Source organism: Georgenia subflava, assembly GCF_009193155.1.
Classification (GTDB): domain Bacteria; phylum Actinomycetota; class Actinomycetes; order Actinomycetales; family Actinomycetaceae; genus Georgenia; species Georgenia subflava.
Map to the genome: position 1 here is coordinate 692,954 of NZ_VUKD01000003.1, position 14,342 is coordinate 707,295.

12 protein-coding genes are annotated in these 14,342 nt (G+C 72.9%); 7 read left to right on the plus strand and 5 right to left on the minus strand.

What is annotated here, in order from left to right; genetic code table 11:
- Nucleotides 1-23: 23 nt before the first annotated feature.
- The 3 genes from larE (at nucleotide 24) to GD748_RS13095 (ending at nucleotide 2,199) form a co-directional block, all read left to right on the plus strand.
- The gene (gene larE / locus GD748_RS13085) at nucleotides 24-875 is read left to right on the plus strand and encodes an ATP-dependent sacrificial sulfur transferase LarE (RefSeq protein ID WP_152195733.1); all 852 of its coding nucleotides are present in this window, start codon (nucleotides 24-26) and stop codon (nucleotides 873-875) included.
- Between the two features lie 109 nt (nucleotides 876-984).
- Nucleotides 985-1,710, plus strand: a complete 726-nt coding sequence (gene larB, locus GD748_RS13090) for a nickel pincer cofactor biosynthesis protein LarB (protein ID WP_152815726.1) — start codon at nucleotides 985-987, stop codon at nucleotides 1,708-1,710.
- Nucleotides 1,711-1,749: 39 nt separating this feature from the next.
- The gene (locus tag GD748_RS13095; RefSeq protein WP_152195601.1) at nucleotides 1,750-2,199 is read left to right on the plus strand and encodes an HIT family protein; all 450 of its coding nucleotides are present in this window, start codon (nucleotides 1,750-1,752) and stop codon (nucleotides 2,197-2,199) included.
- A gap of 39 nt (nucleotides 2,200-2,238) precedes the next feature.
- Here the strand turns inward: GD748_RS13095 and GD748_RS13100 are convergent, their stop codons facing one another.
- Both GD748_RS13100 and GD748_RS13105 read right to left on the minus strand, forming a co-directional pair.
- Nucleotides 2,239-3,018: a vitamin K epoxide reductase family protein gene (locus GD748_RS13100; protein WP_193312936.1), complete on the minus strand. Its 780-nt coding sequence runs from the start codon at nucleotides 3,016-3,018 to the stop codon at nucleotides 2,239-2,241.
- A 56-nt stretch (nucleotides 3,019-3,074) separates the two neighbouring features.
- Nucleotides 3,075-5,159, minus strand: a complete 2,085-nt coding sequence (locus GD748_RS13105) for a metallophosphoesterase family protein (protein WP_152815723.1) — start codon at nucleotides 5,157-5,159, stop codon at nucleotides 3,075-3,077.
- Nucleotides 5,160-5,337: 178 nt separating this feature from the next.
- Here GD748_RS13105 and GD748_RS13110 point away from each other — a divergent pair, with 178 nt between their 5' ends.
- The gene (locus tag GD748_RS13110; protein WP_152195604.1) at nucleotides 5,338-6,813 is read left to right on the plus strand and encodes a glutamate-cysteine ligase family protein; all 1,476 of its coding nucleotides are present in this window, start codon (nucleotides 5,338-5,340) and stop codon (nucleotides 6,811-6,813) included.
- Between the two features lie 10 nt (nucleotides 6,814-6,823).
- On the opposite strand, the gene GD748_RS13115 is transcribed toward GD748_RS13110, so the two are convergent.
- A complete protein-coding gene (locus GD748_RS13115; RefSeq protein ID WP_152195605.1) occupies nucleotides 6,824-7,321 on the minus strand; it encodes a hypothetical protein in 498 nt (165 codons plus the stop codon).
- 200 nt (nucleotides 7,322-7,521) lie between these two features.
- Between GD748_RS13115 and GD748_RS13120 the strand changes: the two genes are divergently transcribed.
- Both GD748_RS13120 and GD748_RS13125 read left to right on the plus strand, forming a co-directional pair.
- Complete coding sequence (locus GD748_RS13120) at nucleotides 7,522-8,763, plus strand: amidohydrolase (RefSeq protein ID WP_152195606.1); 1,242 nt, start codon at nucleotides 7,522-7,524, stop codon at nucleotides 8,761-8,763.
- Nucleotides 8,764-8,815: 52 nt separating this feature from the next.
- Nucleotides 8,816-9,928 (plus strand): glutathione S-transferase family protein, encoded by a 1,113-nt coding sequence (locus GD748_RS13125; RefSeq protein WP_152195607.1) that lies wholly within the window; start codon nucleotides 8,816-8,818, stop codon nucleotides 9,926-9,928.
- 73 nt (nucleotides 9,929-10,001) lie between these two features.
- On the opposite strand, the gene GD748_RS19550 is transcribed toward GD748_RS13125, so the two are convergent.
- The gene (locus tag GD748_RS19550) at nucleotides 10,002-11,888 is read right to left on the minus strand and encodes a hypothetical protein (protein WP_193312937.1); all 1,887 of its coding nucleotides are present in this window, start codon (nucleotides 11,886-11,888) and stop codon (nucleotides 10,002-10,004) included.
- 111 nt (nucleotides 11,889-11,999) lie between these two features.
- Complete coding sequence (locus tag GD748_RS13140) at nucleotides 12,000-13,667, minus strand: FUSC family protein (protein ID WP_152195609.1); 1,668 nt, start codon at nucleotides 13,665-13,667, stop codon at nucleotides 12,000-12,002.
- Between the two features lie 220 nt (nucleotides 13,668-13,887).
- Here GD748_RS13140 and GD748_RS13145 point away from each other — a divergent pair, with 220 nt between their 5' ends.
- The gene (locus tag GD748_RS13145) at nucleotides 13,888-14,223 is read left to right on the plus strand and encodes a thioredoxin family protein (protein WP_152195610.1); all 336 of its coding nucleotides are present in this window, start codon (nucleotides 13,888-13,890) and stop codon (nucleotides 14,221-14,223) included.
- Nucleotides 14,224-14,342: the final 119 nt, after the last annotated feature.

The following is a 14,342-nucleotide window of genomic DNA, read 5'->3' on the forward strand; positions in this document are numbered from 1 at the left end:
GCCCAGGAGGAGACGTGCCCGGAATGACTACCGACCTCGTCGGTGAGCCGCTCGCGCTGGCCGACGCCGTCGCCGCCGAGGTGCGTGGTGCGGCCCCGCTGGGCGTGGCGTACTCGGGCGGCGTCGACTCCGCGCTCCTGCTGGCTCTCGCGGTCCGCACCCTCGGGGCCGAGAACGTCGTCGCGCTGCTCGGTGTCTCACCCTCTCTCGCCCGGTCCGAGCGGGCGCTCGCCCACGAGACCGCCGCCTTCATCGGTGCGCGGGTGGTCGAGATCGAGACCCACGAGGGTGAGAACCCGGACTACGTCAAGAACGGCGTCGACCGCTGCTTCTTCTGCAAGGACGAGCTCTTCGCGAGGATCTCCGACGAGGTCGTGGCCGAGCAGGGGCTCGCTGCTGTCGCGTACGGCGAGAACGCCGACGACGCCCGGCGGCCCGACCGGCCCGGCTCCCAGGCGGCCACCAACCACCGGGTGCTGCGCCCGCTCTCGGTGGCCGGGCTGACCAAGAAGCAGGTGCGCGAGGTCGCGCGGGCGCTGGCGCTGCCGGTCGCGGACAAGCCGGCCGCGCCGTGCCTGGCCTCCCGTATCCCCCACGGGCAGGAGGTCACCGCCGAGAAGCTCAAGCAGGTCGAGCGCGCCGAGGAGGTGCTGCGCGAGCTGGGCTTCTCGGACGGGCGCGTGCGCCACCACGGCGACATCGCCCGGATCGAGCTCCCGACGGCGGAGATCGCCCGCGCCGGAGAGGAGGACGTGCGTCGCGCGCTGGACGACGGCATCCGCGAGGCGGGGTTCCGCTACGTCGTCGTGGACCTGCGGGGGATCCAGTCGGGCGCGTTCACGCTCCCGCTGCTGGCGGTCGGCCACCGTGGCTGAGGTCCGCCGGACTCTCGAGGGCGCGGCCGCCGCTGGGGGCACGGCCCGCGACGTCTTCGCCGAGGACCTCGCCGCTGCCGGCACGGCCCGCGACGACATCGCCGAGGACCTGGCCGACGGCGGTACCGCCGAGGCGGTGGCCCGCGACATCGCCGTCGACGGCATAGCCGAGCTGGACCACGACCGCGCTAGGCGCCGGGGCTACCCGGAGGCGGTCTTCTGCCAGGGCAAGTCGCCGGCCCAGCTGCGGGCCATCGCCACCGCGCTGGCCGAGCGGTACGCCGGCGTGCCGGCCGAGGACGTGCCGGTCACGCTCTTCACCCGGGCCGACGCCGAGCGGGCCGAGGCGGTCCTGGCGGTGCTGCCGGACGCAATGCACGAGCCCGAGGCCCAGCTGCTGGCGTGGCCGGCGACTCCCCCGCGCCCCACGGGCGGCCTGGTGGTCGTGGCCTGCGCCGGCACCTCCGACCTGCCCGTGGCGCGCGAGGCCGAGCTGACCGCCCGCTACCTCGGGCGACGCACCGAGCTCGTCGTGGACGTCGGGGTCGCCGGGCTTCACCGCATCCTCGCCCGCACGGAGACGCTGCGGTCCGCCGCCGCGGTGATCGTCGTCGCCGGCATGGACGGCGCCCTGCCGGGCGTGGTCGCGGGTCTCGTCTCCGCGCCGGTGGTCGCGGTGCCGACCTCGGTGGGCTACGGCGCGGCGTTCGACGGACTGGCGCCGCTGCTGACGATGCTCAACGCCTGCGCCCCCGGCGTCGGCGTGGTGAACATCGACAACGGCTACGGCGGCGGCCACCTGGCCGCCCAGATCGCCGCACCGCGCGCGGACTGAGGTACGGCCGGGCATGCGCACACGTGCCAGGATGTGGGCATGAGCACGGTCTTCACCAAGATCATCGACGGCGAGATCCCCGGCCGGTTCGTGTGGGCGGACGAGGCCTGCGTTGCCTTCGCCACCATCGCACCGATCACGGACGGTCACGTCCTCGTGGTCCCGCGTGACGAGGTCGACCAGTTCACCGACGCCGACGATGCGCTGGTCGCCCACCTCGCGGTCGTGGCACGCACGGTGGGCAGGGCGCAGCAGTCGGCGTTCGACTCACCCCGCGCGGCGGTGCTGGTGGCAGGGTTCGAGGTGCCGCACCTGCACCTTCACGTGCTGCCCGCCTGGGACGAGGCGTCGTTGCGTTTCGACAACGCTCGCCACGACGAGCCCGCTGAGAAGCTCGATGCGGCCGCCGAGCGCGTGCGGCAGGCGCTGCGCGACGCAGGCCACGAGGCCAACGTGCCGGCCAGGCTGAGTTCGGCCGACCTGGGCTGAGCTCGGCCGACCCGCTGCGCTCGGGCCGACCGGGTGCGCTCAGGCGAGCACCAGGAGCCACTGGTCCCAGAAGATCACCGCTGCGGCGACGATCACGACGACGTACCAGACGGCGACGATCAGCCACCGGTCGGCCACGAGGACACGCCGCAGGCGGTCCCCGGCGGGCAGGTGACCGGCCTGCACGCTGCGTGCCAGGACGTTGACGAACGTCGGGATGGTGACGAACCAGACGACGAGGCAGTACGGGCAGAGCATCTCGATGCTGAAGAACGCCTGGTACTGGAACCAGAACACCGCGACGATCGCCCCGGTCGCCCCGGCGGTGAGCGCCACCCAGAACCACCGCGCCGGCCGTGCCCCCGAGAGCAGCATCACGCCGACGGTCAGCAGCGCGGCGAACGCCACGGTGCCGACGACGGCGTTCGGGATCCCGAGCGCGTGCGCCTGCCAGGTGGTGATGAAGCTGCCGCAACCGATGAGCGGGTTGAAGTCACAGGCGAGGGCGGCGTTCGGGTCGCCGGCCACCTTGATCTCGGACAGGACGAGCTCGACGGCCGCCCACACCCCGAGCAGGCCGCTGACGATCAGGACCCAGGCGAGCTCGCGCGGTGCACCGCCGGCCTGCTGGTGGGCGCTCGGACGGGTGCTGTCGAGCGCGGCGAGCTCTGCCTCGATCTCTTCGTCGGTGAGGTCGTCGTCGCCGAGATCGTCGTCGACGAGATTGTCGTCGGTGCGGTCGTCGCGGGTGCCGTCGTCCGCGCCGCGGTCCGGCGCGGGAGTCTCGCCGACGTGGGTCGACGGGTCGTGCGAGCTCATGTGTCCTCCCGTGGTGGTGCCCAGAGCAGTATGGGGCCATCCGGCCCCGCCGTGGCTCATCCGTCCGGGGAGTCCTCCGGACGCGCCGCCGCACCGTCAGTGCCATCCGTGTCGAGCGGAGACGGATCGTCCCCCGCACCGGTCGGGTCGTCGGACGCTCCGCCGGAGGAGTCGAGGTCCACGGTCGGGAAGGTGTACCAGCGGCCGAGCTCGACCGAGGCGTCGGTGCGGACGAGGATGCGTCGGTAGTCCATCGGTTCGCCGGTGGTGCGGTCCACACGCAGGACGGTGAGCTCGGCGTCGCCGGTCAGCGGTCCGACGGTCGCCCCGCCGCCCGCGCCGCCACCGGTCGAGGTGCTCACGTACCGCACGCCGAGGCCCTCGACCAGCGGCCCGACCGTGCGGTGCCAGTGCCCCGAGAGCTGGAGCCGTGCACAGCCCTGCTCGAGGGTCGCGCCCCCGGCGCGCGGGTTGTGGACCAGCAGGATGTCGACCGGGGAGCCGTCCTCGGTGGCGGCGCAGGCAGTCTCTGCCAGGCGCGCCTCCATCTCCGGCACGGTCTCGTCCCGCTCCGGCCGCGTGCCGGCACCGACAGCCGTGAGCGTGGGGTCGGTGTCGCCGAGGATGCTCACGCCGCCGACGTCGACGACCTCGCCACCGAGCACGGTCCAGCCGGCGTCACGCTCCTGCTGGGCGGTGATGACCGAGTCGTGGTTGCCGGTCGAGACCACCACGGGGATGTCGCCGGGCACGGCGCCGGCGAAGGCGTTGATGCAGTACGACTCGACGGAGGTACCGCTCACCACGGTGTCGCCGCCGTCGAGCAGCGCCGCCGCTCCGGTGACGTCCAGGGCCGTCGCGATCACCTTGCTCATCCCGACGTTGCAGTGAAGGTCGGACACGAACAGGAAGGTCATCGGGTCCGGCTCCGCGACGTCGTCCGTGGGCGCACCTGCTGCCGCCTGGTCCGGCCCCGTCGTCCCTGCCTCCACCGACGAACCGGTCTCCGCCGCCGAGGCTTCGTCCGCCGTCGACGGTGCGTCCGACGGCACCCCCGCCTCCGGCGTCGTCCCCGCCTCAGGCGTCGTCCCAGCCGACGCCGCCGGCTCCGGTTCGGCTGCCGGGTCCGGTCCTGCCGCCCGCTCCGGTTCGGCTGCCGGGTCCGGCGCCGCTGACGGCGCACCTCCCGGCGCGGCGCTCCCGCCGCCGACCGACGACGCGTCGTCGGCCTCGTCCCCCGTCCCGGGGCTCGCCTGCCCGCCGGGTGCTTCCTGCGCCGTCGGACCCTCACCTGGCTCTGCCGTCTCCTGCGTCTGCGGCGAGGGAACCGCGGCGACGTCGGGGCCGAGGGTGTCGGCCGCGTAGGCAGCGGCCAGGTTGGCGGACGCGAGGTTGTAGAAGGCCTCGTTCTCCTCGTAGTAGTCCTTGACCACCTGTCCGTAGACCGCGACGACGTCGGCGAGCCGGCCGGTGATGCGGGCACCTTCGAGCGGCGTGCCGTCGAGCACGGCCGGGCTGTAGCCGACCGGGCGGTCCTGCCGCATCGCGGGCACCGCGACGGCGGCGGTGCCGCTCACCACGAGGGCGATCACGAGGGCGGGGACGCCCGGCCGGGCCAGGGCAGCCTTGATCTCGTCGCGCAGCCGCCCGCGGGAGGCGAGCCGGCCCGTGGCCAGGAGGACGAGCATCACCGACCAGGCCACCGCGGTGCGGCCGAGCGCGTCGCTGACCAGTCCCTGGACGGCGTCGGTCAGTGCCGCCTCGGGCGAGCCGAAGAGCTGGCCGTAGGACTGCAGGTCGGCGAGCAGCCCGGGCAGGGGCGACCCGCCTGTCTCGAGGTCGGCGGGGATCTCACGGACGACGACCTCTGCGCCGAGCGGCCACGGCAGCGGGGAGTCGATGATGATCGCACCGAGCGGCCCCATCTGGAGAGCGACCTGCCGGTCGAGGGTGACGGAGTAGTCCGCCGCGTGCGGCCCGAGCGACGAGTGTGTGCTGGCGGTCGTCACGCCGAGGGCGGCCGCGACCAGCCCCGTCACCAGGAGGGTCGCCGCGGTCCGCAGGGTCCGTCGGGTGGTCGGGGTCTGGCGGTGCCACCACGCCCAACGACGCCGGGGCGGTCGCTCTTCTGGCATCTGCATCGCGGTCATTGTCTCCCGAGCCGGGCCCCGACGCGCCCGTCCGACGCACACGGCGCGGTGCCGACACCGGGACGGCATTCACTCCACCACGCACCGGGGTGCATGAGACCTTGTGTCCACGCATGCTGGTGTCGCGCACCGACTGCCGGGGCGCTCGACCGACCGAGCGGGAGGCCCCATGGGCGAGGACGTCAAGTCGAAGGGGTACACGCGCGCCGACCACACCAGATACCGCCGCGCGGTGCGGCGCTGCCTGGACGCGCTGGAGCGGATGCTCGACACGGGTGCCTTCGTGGAGGACGAGTGGCGTACCGGTCTGGAGATCGAGCTCAACCTCGTCGACGCGGACCTGCAGCCCTCGATGAAGAACGTCGAGGTGCTCGAGCACATCGACGACTGGCGCTACCAGACGGAGCTCGGACGCTTCAACATCGAGCTGAACGTGGAGCCGCGGCGTATCGACGGGCAGTCCCTGCGGCAGCTGGAGGCGGCGCTGCGCAAGAACCTCAACCGCGCCCGCGACCGGGCGGGGGACGTCGGCGCCGGCATCGTCATGGTCGGCGTCCTGCCCACGCTCCCCGCGCCGGAGCCGGGACGCTCCTGGTTCTCCGACAACGACCGCTACCGGCTGCTCGACGAAGCGGTGCTGGCGGCGCGCCGGGAGGACGTCGTCCTGGACATCCCGGGCCCGGAACGGCTCCAGATGACCACCGACACCATCGCCGTGGAGGCGGCCTGCACCTCCGTGCAGCTCCACCTCCAGGTACGACCGAGCAGCTTCGCCAGGTACTGGAACGCCGCCCAGGTCCTGGCCGGCCCACAGCTCGCCCTGGGCGCCAACTCCCCCTACCTCTTCGGTCGGCGGCTCATGGCCGAGACCCGCACGGAGCTGTTCCTGCAGGCCACGGACACCCGGCCGCCGGAGCTGCGGAACCAGGGCGTGCGTCCGCTGGTGCCCTTCGGCGACAGGTGGATCAACTCCATCTTCGACCTCTTCGAGGAGAACGTGCGCTACTACCCGGCGCTGCTGCCGGAGACGTCCCAGGAGGACCCCTTCGAGGTGCTCGACGCCGGTGGCACCCCGGCGCTGGCCGAGCTGCGCCTGCACAACGGGACGATCTACCGCTGGAACCGGCCGATCTACGACGTCTCCGACGGCCGGCCGCACCTGCGGGTCGAGAACCGGGTGCTCCCGTCGGGCCCCTCGGTCGTGGACGTGGTCGCCAACGCGGCGTTCTTCTACGGGGTCGCGGTGGACATGGTGGAGGACGAGCGGCCGATCTGGTCCCGGATGAGCTTCGAGGCGGCGCGGGAGAACTTCCGCACCGGTGCCCGCGACGGCGCAGAGGCACGTCTGTACTGGCCAGGATCGGGGCACGTCGACTGGGACGAGCTGGTGCTGCGGACCTTGCTGCCGGCGGCCCAGCGGGGCCTCGAGCGGCTCGGGGTGGCCACCGACGTCGCCGACCGGTACCTCTCGATCGCCGAGGGTCGCGCGAAGCTGCGGGTCAACGGGGCGAGCTGGCAGGTCGCCGCCACCGAGTCGTTCGAGGCGCGCGGCATGGACCGGCGCGAGGCACTCACCGCGATGCTCGGCGAGTACGTCCAGCACATGCACGCCAACGAGCCGGTGCACACCTGGCCCGTTCCCTGACCGACGTCGGTCAGGTTCCGGTGTTCATCAAGCCGCCGATCCACGAGAACACGCTCACCAGGAACACGTTGAGCCCGACGGCCAGCCCGACGAGGGCGGGCCAGCGCGGGTGGCGCCGCTGGGCGATCCCGACCACCCCCAGCACGGCCGCCGAGAGGCCGAGCACCAGGGAGACGAAGAGGGACACCGAGGTGTAGACGTCCTGGCTCGCCGTCGAGACGCCCTGGACGCTGAGGGCATAGACCGCCTGCCAGACGGTGAGGACGGCGGCGACCAGCAGCGCGGTCCAGGCGACCGGGTTGCCCTTGCGCCCGGTGGACGTCAGACCGTCGGCGAGCAGCGCGCCGGAGTTCGGCGCGACCACGGCTGCGTCGTCGTCCCCGCGTCTGCCGCCGCCTCGTCGGCCGGTCCGCCCGAGGGCGCGTCGCTCGCGCCCGGAGCCCCCGACGGCCGGGTCCTCGTCGCGGGACGGCCGGGCGGGGGTCTCGGGTCCGGTCGGGTCGCTCATGGTTCCTCCGGTCATGGCCTGCGTGCACACCCAGCCTGCCAGCACCGGCGACGGCGCACACCCGCACCACGCCCGAGGCCACGCCTCGCGCCGTCGGCTCGGGCCGTCCCTCGCGCCGTCGCCTTGCGCTGCGTCCCACCCGGCGCGGGCCCACCACACGCCAGGGCGCGCGGCGCCCGACCGCGCGAGAGGATGGCCAGATGACCGATTCCCCCGCACCCCGACCCGCGGCTCCCCGACCGGCCGGCGGCAGCGTCGCCGTCGTCGGTGGCTACGTCGTCCCCGTCGACGGCGACCCCGTCGAGCAGGGCACCGTCCTCGTCCGCGACGGCGTGATCGTCGACGTCGGCCGGGACGTCGACGTGCCGGCGGACGTGCCCGTGGTGGACGCGACCGGGCGGTGGGTGCTGCCCGGCTTCGTCGAGGCCCACGCCCACCTGGGTGTCACCGAGGAGGGGGTCGGCTGGGCGGGCGCCGACGTGAACGAGATGACCGGTCCGAACATGGCGGCGGTCCGTGCGCTGGACGCCATCAACATCGACGAGGACGGATTCCGCGACGCGCTCGAGGGCGGGGTGACCTCCGCCGTCGTCAAGCCCGGCTCCGGCAACCCGATCGGCGGGCAGACCGTGGCGATCAAGACCTGGGGCGGCCGCACCGTGGACGAGCAGGTGATCCGGGCGGCGGTGTCCGTCAAGTCGGCCCTGGGCGAGAACCCGAAGCGCGTGTACGGCGAGAAGAGCCAGACGCCGTCGACCAGGCTCGGGGTGGCCAAGGTGATCCGCGAGGCGTTCGTGGCCGCTCAGGACTACGCCGAGGCGCGGGCCCACGCCGCCGCCGAGCGCGAGCCGTTCGAACGCGACCTGGCTCTGGAGACTCTCGTGCGTGTCCTCGACGGCGAGCTGGTGTGGGACCAGCACACGCACCGTCACGACGACATCGCGACCGCCCTGCGCCTCGCCGAGGAGTTCGGCTACCGGCTGGTCGTCAACCACGGCACCGACGGCGCGAAGATCGCCGACGTGCTCGCCGAGAAGGACGTACCCGTGATCTTCGGTCCGCTGATCACCTCGCGCTCGAAGGTCGAGCTGCGGGACCGGTCGATCGCGAACCTCGGTCGTCTGGCTCGGGCCGGGGTGCGGGTGGCCATCACCACCGACCACCCGGTGGTGCCGATCAACTTTCTGGTGCACCAGGCGTCGTTCGCCGTCAAGGAGGGCCTCGACCGGGATGTCGCGATCCGTGCCCTCACGGTCAACCCCGCGTCGATGCTGGGGCTGGACCACCGGGTAGGAGCGCTGCGCAAGGGACTGGACGGGGACGTCGTCGTATGGTCGGGCGACCCGCTGGACATGTTCTCCCGGGCGGAACGCGTGTTCATCTCCGGGAACGAGGTCTACTCCGCCGAGCGCGGGGTGCGGGAGAGGGCGGAGCGTTTCTGAGCGCGGCACCCGACGCGCCGATCGAGCTGTCAACCACTGCGGAGGAGCTGGCATGACCGAGCACGACACCGAGCAGGCCGAGCAGGCCGAGCAGGCCGAGCAGGCCGAGCAGGCCGAGCAGGCCGAGCACCCGGAGCACACCGAGGGCGGGCGGTACACGACCAAGGGCAAGGAGTTCACCCGCGACACCCGGTACATCACCACCCGCATCACGGAGGACGGTCGCGACGGCTACCCGGTCGAGGCGGACCGCTACCGGCTCGTCGCCGCCCGCGCGTGCCCCTGGGCCAACCGCACCATCATCGTGCGGCGGCTCCTGGGGCTGGAGGACGCCATCTCGCTCGGTCTGCCCGGGCCCACGCACGACGAGCGGTCCTGGACCTTCGACCTCGACGACGGCGGCAAGGACCCCGTCCTCGGGATCGAGCGGCTGCAGGAGGCCTACTTCCGCCGCGACCCCAACTATCCGCGGGGAATCACGGTCCCGGCGATCGTGGACGTGCCCACCGGCGCGGTCGTGACGAACGACTTCGCGCAGATGACGCTCGACCTCTCCGGGGAGTGGACGGCGTTCCACCGTGACGGCGCGCCGGACCTCTACCCCGAGCACCTGCGGGAGGAGATCGACGAGGTCAACAAGCGGGTCTTCGCCGACGTGAACAACGGCGTGTACCGGTGCGGCTTCGCCGGGTCGCAGCGCGCCTACGACCGGGCCTACGACCGTCTCTTCTCCGCGCTCGACTGGCTCGAGGAGCGGCTCACCGAGCGGCGGTACCTCGTCGGCGACACCATCACCGAGGCCGACGTGCGGCTGTTCACCACGCTCGCCCGGTTCGACGCCGTCTACCACGGCCACTTCAAGTGCAACCGCAACAAGCTCGTCGAGATGCCGGCGCTGTGGGGCTACGCACGGGACCTGTTCCAGACGCCTGGGTTCGGCGACACGATCGACTTCCAGCAGATCAAGGAGCACTACTACGTCGTCCACACCGACATCAATCCCACGCAGATCGTGCCCAAGGGGCCGGACCTGTCCGGCTGGCTGACGGCGCACGGGCGCGAGGCGCTGGGCGGGCGCCCCTTCGGCGACGGCACGGAGCCCGGGCCGGTGCGCGAGGGCGAGCGCGTGGAGCCTGCGCACACGGCGGCGCAGATGCGCGGCTGAGCCCCGCCGGCCTGAAGGCGCCGTGGCCCATCCGGCTCGCTGCGGGCACCCCTGTCACCAGATTGCCGGGCGGCTACTGGTAGCTGACGAAGGCGGGCCGCGGCTCCACCTGCATGGTCTGCTCGGGGGTGAGCATCGGGACGTCCTCGTCGTAGAAGTTCTTCCAGCCCCACCACGCCACGTTCGGTGCGTTCGCGTGAAGGGTGCGCCAGGTGGCCTGCTTGGCACCCTGGGACCCCTGCCCGTCGACATGGACGACGACGGCGAGCTCCGAGCGGCTCTGGTCGACCTCGTTGACGCCGGGGATCATCCGCACCTGGAACTGGTGGAGGATCAGCACCTTCTGCGGGAGGTTGTTCGCCCGTGTGAGGTCCGCGAGCCAGGTGACGACCTGGTTGACCTCCGCGACGTCGACCTGGCCGATCTGGCGCAGGTGGACCTGGTCGGGACGAAGGCGCCACTCCGGGTCCAGCGCGAGACCGACGTTGGGCAGCCGGAGGAGCTCCTCGTAGCGTTTCGCCTGGGTGAGGAAGTCGGTGCGGCCGGGCTGGAGGTCGAGCACCACGTACTGCCCGTGCTCGTGGGCGAGGTCGATCAGCGGCCGCAGCTGCTCGACCGGCGCCTCGGCGGAGTAGTTGCCGTCGTCGCCCGCCCCGGCCGAGGCCACCGTCGCGATGATCTCGAGCGCCGGGACGACCGTGCTGTCGGTGAGCGCCCGGTACGGCTCCGCGTGCGCGGCGGCGCGCTCGATCGTGGCGGGCGCGTCCTGCTCGCCGAGCACCCCGAGCGCGGGGCCTGAGGGGTTGCCGTACAGCGCGACGTACGTCTTGCCCGGCAGCACCAGCTGGCCGCCGCCGGGCAGCTGCGTGCCGGTCGCCGCGGTGCTGGTGCGCCAGGCGAGGGTCTCGGCGTCACCGAAGACGGTGCCGAGGCCCACGACGACCTCGGGCGTCGCTGCGGCGGTCGCCTCGACACTGGCCGCGGTCGCACGCGGGTCGCCGGAGGGTACGACCTGGACGACGGCGCCTGCGGTCCGGGCGTTGGCCACGGCACCGGCCTGGCTCGGGTCGCCGGAGCTCAGGACGAGGACGCCGTCGGCCGCCGGGTCGGGTCGCTCTGTCGGGGGCAGGCGCCGCTCCGTCGCGTCGGCCGACTCGGGGGCGGCCTCGGGACGGGAGCTACCCGTGGCGGCGGAGTCCGGGGTGGCGCTCTGCGTCCCACCGTTCGCGCTCTCGCCACTTCCGCTGCCCGGTGTCTCAGACGGTGCGGGCGTCGGGTCGGCGGCCTCGGGCGTCAGCAGCACCGGGGCTCCCGGGGCGACGGATGCCAGCATCGTGATCTCCTGCCCGGGCGCGACCGCCGTGACCTCGAGGTCGACGCCGGCATGGGCGTCGAGCATGTCCGCCAGGGCCCTGTCGCCGTCGGGCGCCTGGACCACGTCGACGTCCGGCGCGCCGTCGGGCAGGGTCACGTCACCGACTGCCAGGACCGTCTCGGCACCGAGACGTTCGAGCTCGGCACCGACCGGGCCGGGCAGCGGCTCGGCAGTAGGGTCGCCGCTCGCGGCATCGCTCGGTGCGGCTCCGTCGGTCACGCTCGGCTCGGCGTCGGGCTCTCCGGTGTCGCCGGCCTCCCCCACGAGCAGCGGCACCCCGAGAGTGAGAGCGACCGACGCTCCGTGCAGCACCTCAGCGGGTGCGGCGAGGACGACGACGGGTGCGTCGGCGAAGAAGCTACGGCTCGCGTCGGCGGCGAGCTGGACAGGGTCGTCTGTCCCCAGGACTGCCGGCTCGGCGGGAGCGATCGGCTCGCTGACCAGCGCCGTGGGCGTCGGCGTGGTCGCTGACTCGGACTCCGTCTCCGTCTTCGCCTCTGTCCCGTCGCCCGGGTCGGCGGTGCAGCTCACCAGCGCCAGGACGGCAGCCACCGGTGCGAGCAGCAGCGCGGCGCGGCGTCTCACGAAGACTCCTCGAGGTCGTGGTCAGTGTTCGGTGATCCACCGTACGGGCCCGGTGACCGGCGTGCGCTGTGTGCCCGTGCGGCGGGATGTGCGACTACCGGATCACCGTGGCTAGTGGATCAACGCTCGCAGGTTGTTGAGGGCGAGGTGATCCGGAGGCGCGCCACGCCGCGCGGTGGCGGCGAATGCCCGCGCCGCCCAGCTGGCACCACCCACGCCGTCGGCCGGGCCGGTCGCGGCCGCGCACCTGGCGAGGACGGTGAGGCCGAGCCAGGCCGTGGACTCGCGGGCCTCGATCCACGGCTCGACCCGCTCCGGGTCGTCCGCCACCGCACGGGTCGTGACGGAGGCGAGGTCCTGCATGTCCAACGCCAGCTCGCGCTGGGCGACCCGGCCCGCGGGTCGGGTCGCCGTCCCGGCTCCGACGTGGTCCAGGGCGTCGCCGCAGGACTCGAGCACGAGGGAGACGTACGAGGCGAGCATCGGTACCGGGCTCGCCCGCCCGAGGGTCAGCAGCACGACGACGGCGACCACCAGGCCGATGACGGTGTCGAGGAGCCGCTCGGTGATGAGGGCCCCGAGATCCCCGCCGCCACCCGCAGAACCGATCGTCAGTGCCAGCGGGGTGATGAAGGTGACGGCCACGGCGTAGTTGCGCGGGACGGCGAGCTCGATCGTGCCCTGAAGCACGACGATCAGCACGACGACGGCCCACTGACCCGGGTCTGCGACCGCGACGAGCCAGAAGAGGCCGACGCCGATCACCGTGCCGACGAACCGGTTGCGAGCCCGGATGAGTGAACGGCGCCGGTCCAGCCCCTGGTAGAGGACGAGGGCCGCGACCATCATCGCCCAGTACATGTGGTCGGTGGAGATCGTCAGAGCGATCAGGCCGGCGACGACGATGCCGACGGCGACCCGCACCGCGGCGTCCAGCGCGACGGTGGGGCGGCGCATGCCGCGCCGGAGCATGCGCCACGCGCTCGGGAGGCCGAGAGGTACCTCGGCGGGCTCGGCGGCCAGGTCAGGGTCTGGCGAGGCACCGGGGAGGAGGTGGCCGGCATAGGAACGGTGCGCCTGGTCGAGCCGGCTGACGCGTGCGACGGCGCCCGGGCGGTCTGACGTTGTATCCCCCGCTGCCCAGAGCACCTCCCACGCGTCGTGCAGGGTGCGGCCGGCGAGCCGAGAGCGGTCCACCGCGTCCGAGTCGTACCGGTCCATCCGGAGGAAGTCGTCCACTGCTGACTCGGCGGCGGTGACGGCACGCTCCTGTGGACGATCGGGTCTGCCGAGGAGATCCGCCAGCGCGATGGGGACGGCGCAGCCGGCACCGATCGCCGTGGCGGCGACCATCATCGCGGGGCTGATGTCTCCGTTGGACGGGATGTAGCCCGCGACACCGGCGACCATCACGAAGAAGAAGGCACCAGGGACGCCCACGCGAAGTGCGTGGCACGCGAACGTCGCGACGGCCCCGACCGCGGTGAGCAGGACGATCGCGGCCCACCCGATGCCCGCGGTGAAGGCTCCGAGCGCGGATGCGAGGACGAGCCCGCCTGCGACAGCCAGGAGGAGTCGCAGCCGGCTCCGGGCGGGACGCCCCGCGCCGTAGAGAACCGTGAAGGCGCCCGTCGACGTCATGAGTCCGAAGTCGTGGTGCCCCGCCAGGGTCAGCGAGGTCAGCGGTATCCCGATGGCAAGAGCGGCGCGAAGGGCAGTGGGCCAGGCCAGTGCGCCGAGCTGCGGACGACCGGAGGTCCATCGCGCGCGTCGGGTCACACTGGGCTCCTGATCGGTGGGAGAAGGACGAGAATCAGATTAGCCGCGGCCGCAGGCCACGCACGGATCAGCCCGGTGATGCCTGCCACTCCCGTGGAGGCTCGGGCGGGGGAAGAAGCAGACGCCGGCCGCGGTTGCCTCTCCTGCGGGGCACGACGTGCTCGCTCCTGCCGGGCCTCCGGCGGTGATCGGACGGCGACCATGGAACGGGAGGGCTTACATGGCGCACCCTGCCCCGGCGCTGGTCCTGGCTCCGCCGGACCTCGGTCTGCCATCGGACGCGGCGCTCGGTGCACGAGCGACCATCGTCCAGGTCTCCAGCGCGTTCTGTGCGCCCTGCCGCGCGGCACGCACGGTTGCGGCCAGGGTCTCGGACACGATGGAGGACGTACTCCACGTGGAGGTCGACGTCGCTGGACACGAAGATCTCGCCGCCCGCCTGCAGATCGCGAGCACGCCTACCGTCCTGATCCTCGATGGTTCCGGTCAAGTACGTCGCCGGTTGGACGGGGTTCCGCGCCTCGCATGGCTCCGGGACGCTGTCTCTGAGCTCTGAGCCGTGAGCCCTGAACCTGAACCCTGCGCCCTGAACCCTGCGCCCTGAACCCTGAGCCCCGAGCCCCGAGCCCCGAGCCCCGAGGATCGAACGCTCCTCATACCCTGATCGGGCTCCCA

Coding starts and splice junctions, on each gene's coding strand:
- GD748_RS13125 (WP_152195607.1), top strand. CDS start 8,816: ATGACCGAGCACGACACCGAGCAGGCCGAGCAGGCCGAGCAGGCCGAG.
- GD748_RS13115 (WP_152195605.1), bottom strand. CDS start 7,321: ATGAGCGACCCGACCGGACCCGAGACCCCCGCCCGGCCGTCCCGCGAC.
- GD748_RS13110 (WP_152195604.1), top strand. CDS start 5,338: ATGGGCGAGGACGTCAAGTCGAAGGGGTACACGCGCGCCGACCACACC.
- GD748_RS13095 (WP_152195601.1), top strand. CDS start 1,750: ATGAGCACGGTCTTCACCAAGATCATCGACGGCGAGATCCCCGGCCGG.
- larE (WP_152195733.1), top strand. CDS start 24: ATGACTACCGACCTCGTCGGTGAGCCGCTCGCGCTGGCCGACGCCGTC.
- GD748_RS13105 (WP_152815723.1), bottom strand. CDS start 5,159: ATGCAGATGCCAGAAGAGCGACCGCCCCGGCGTCGTTGGGCGTGGTGG.
- GD748_RS13145 (WP_152195610.1), top strand. CDS start 13,888: ATGGCGCACCCTGCCCCGGCGCTGGTCCTGGCTCCGCCGGACCTCGGT.
- GD748_RS13100 (WP_193312936.1), bottom strand. CDS start 3,018: ATGAGCTCGCACGACCCGTCGACCCACGTCGGCGAGACTCCCGCGCCG.
- GD748_RS13120 (WP_152195606.1), top strand. CDS start 7,522: ATGACCGATTCCCCCGCACCCCGACCCGCGGCTCCCCGACCGGCCGGC.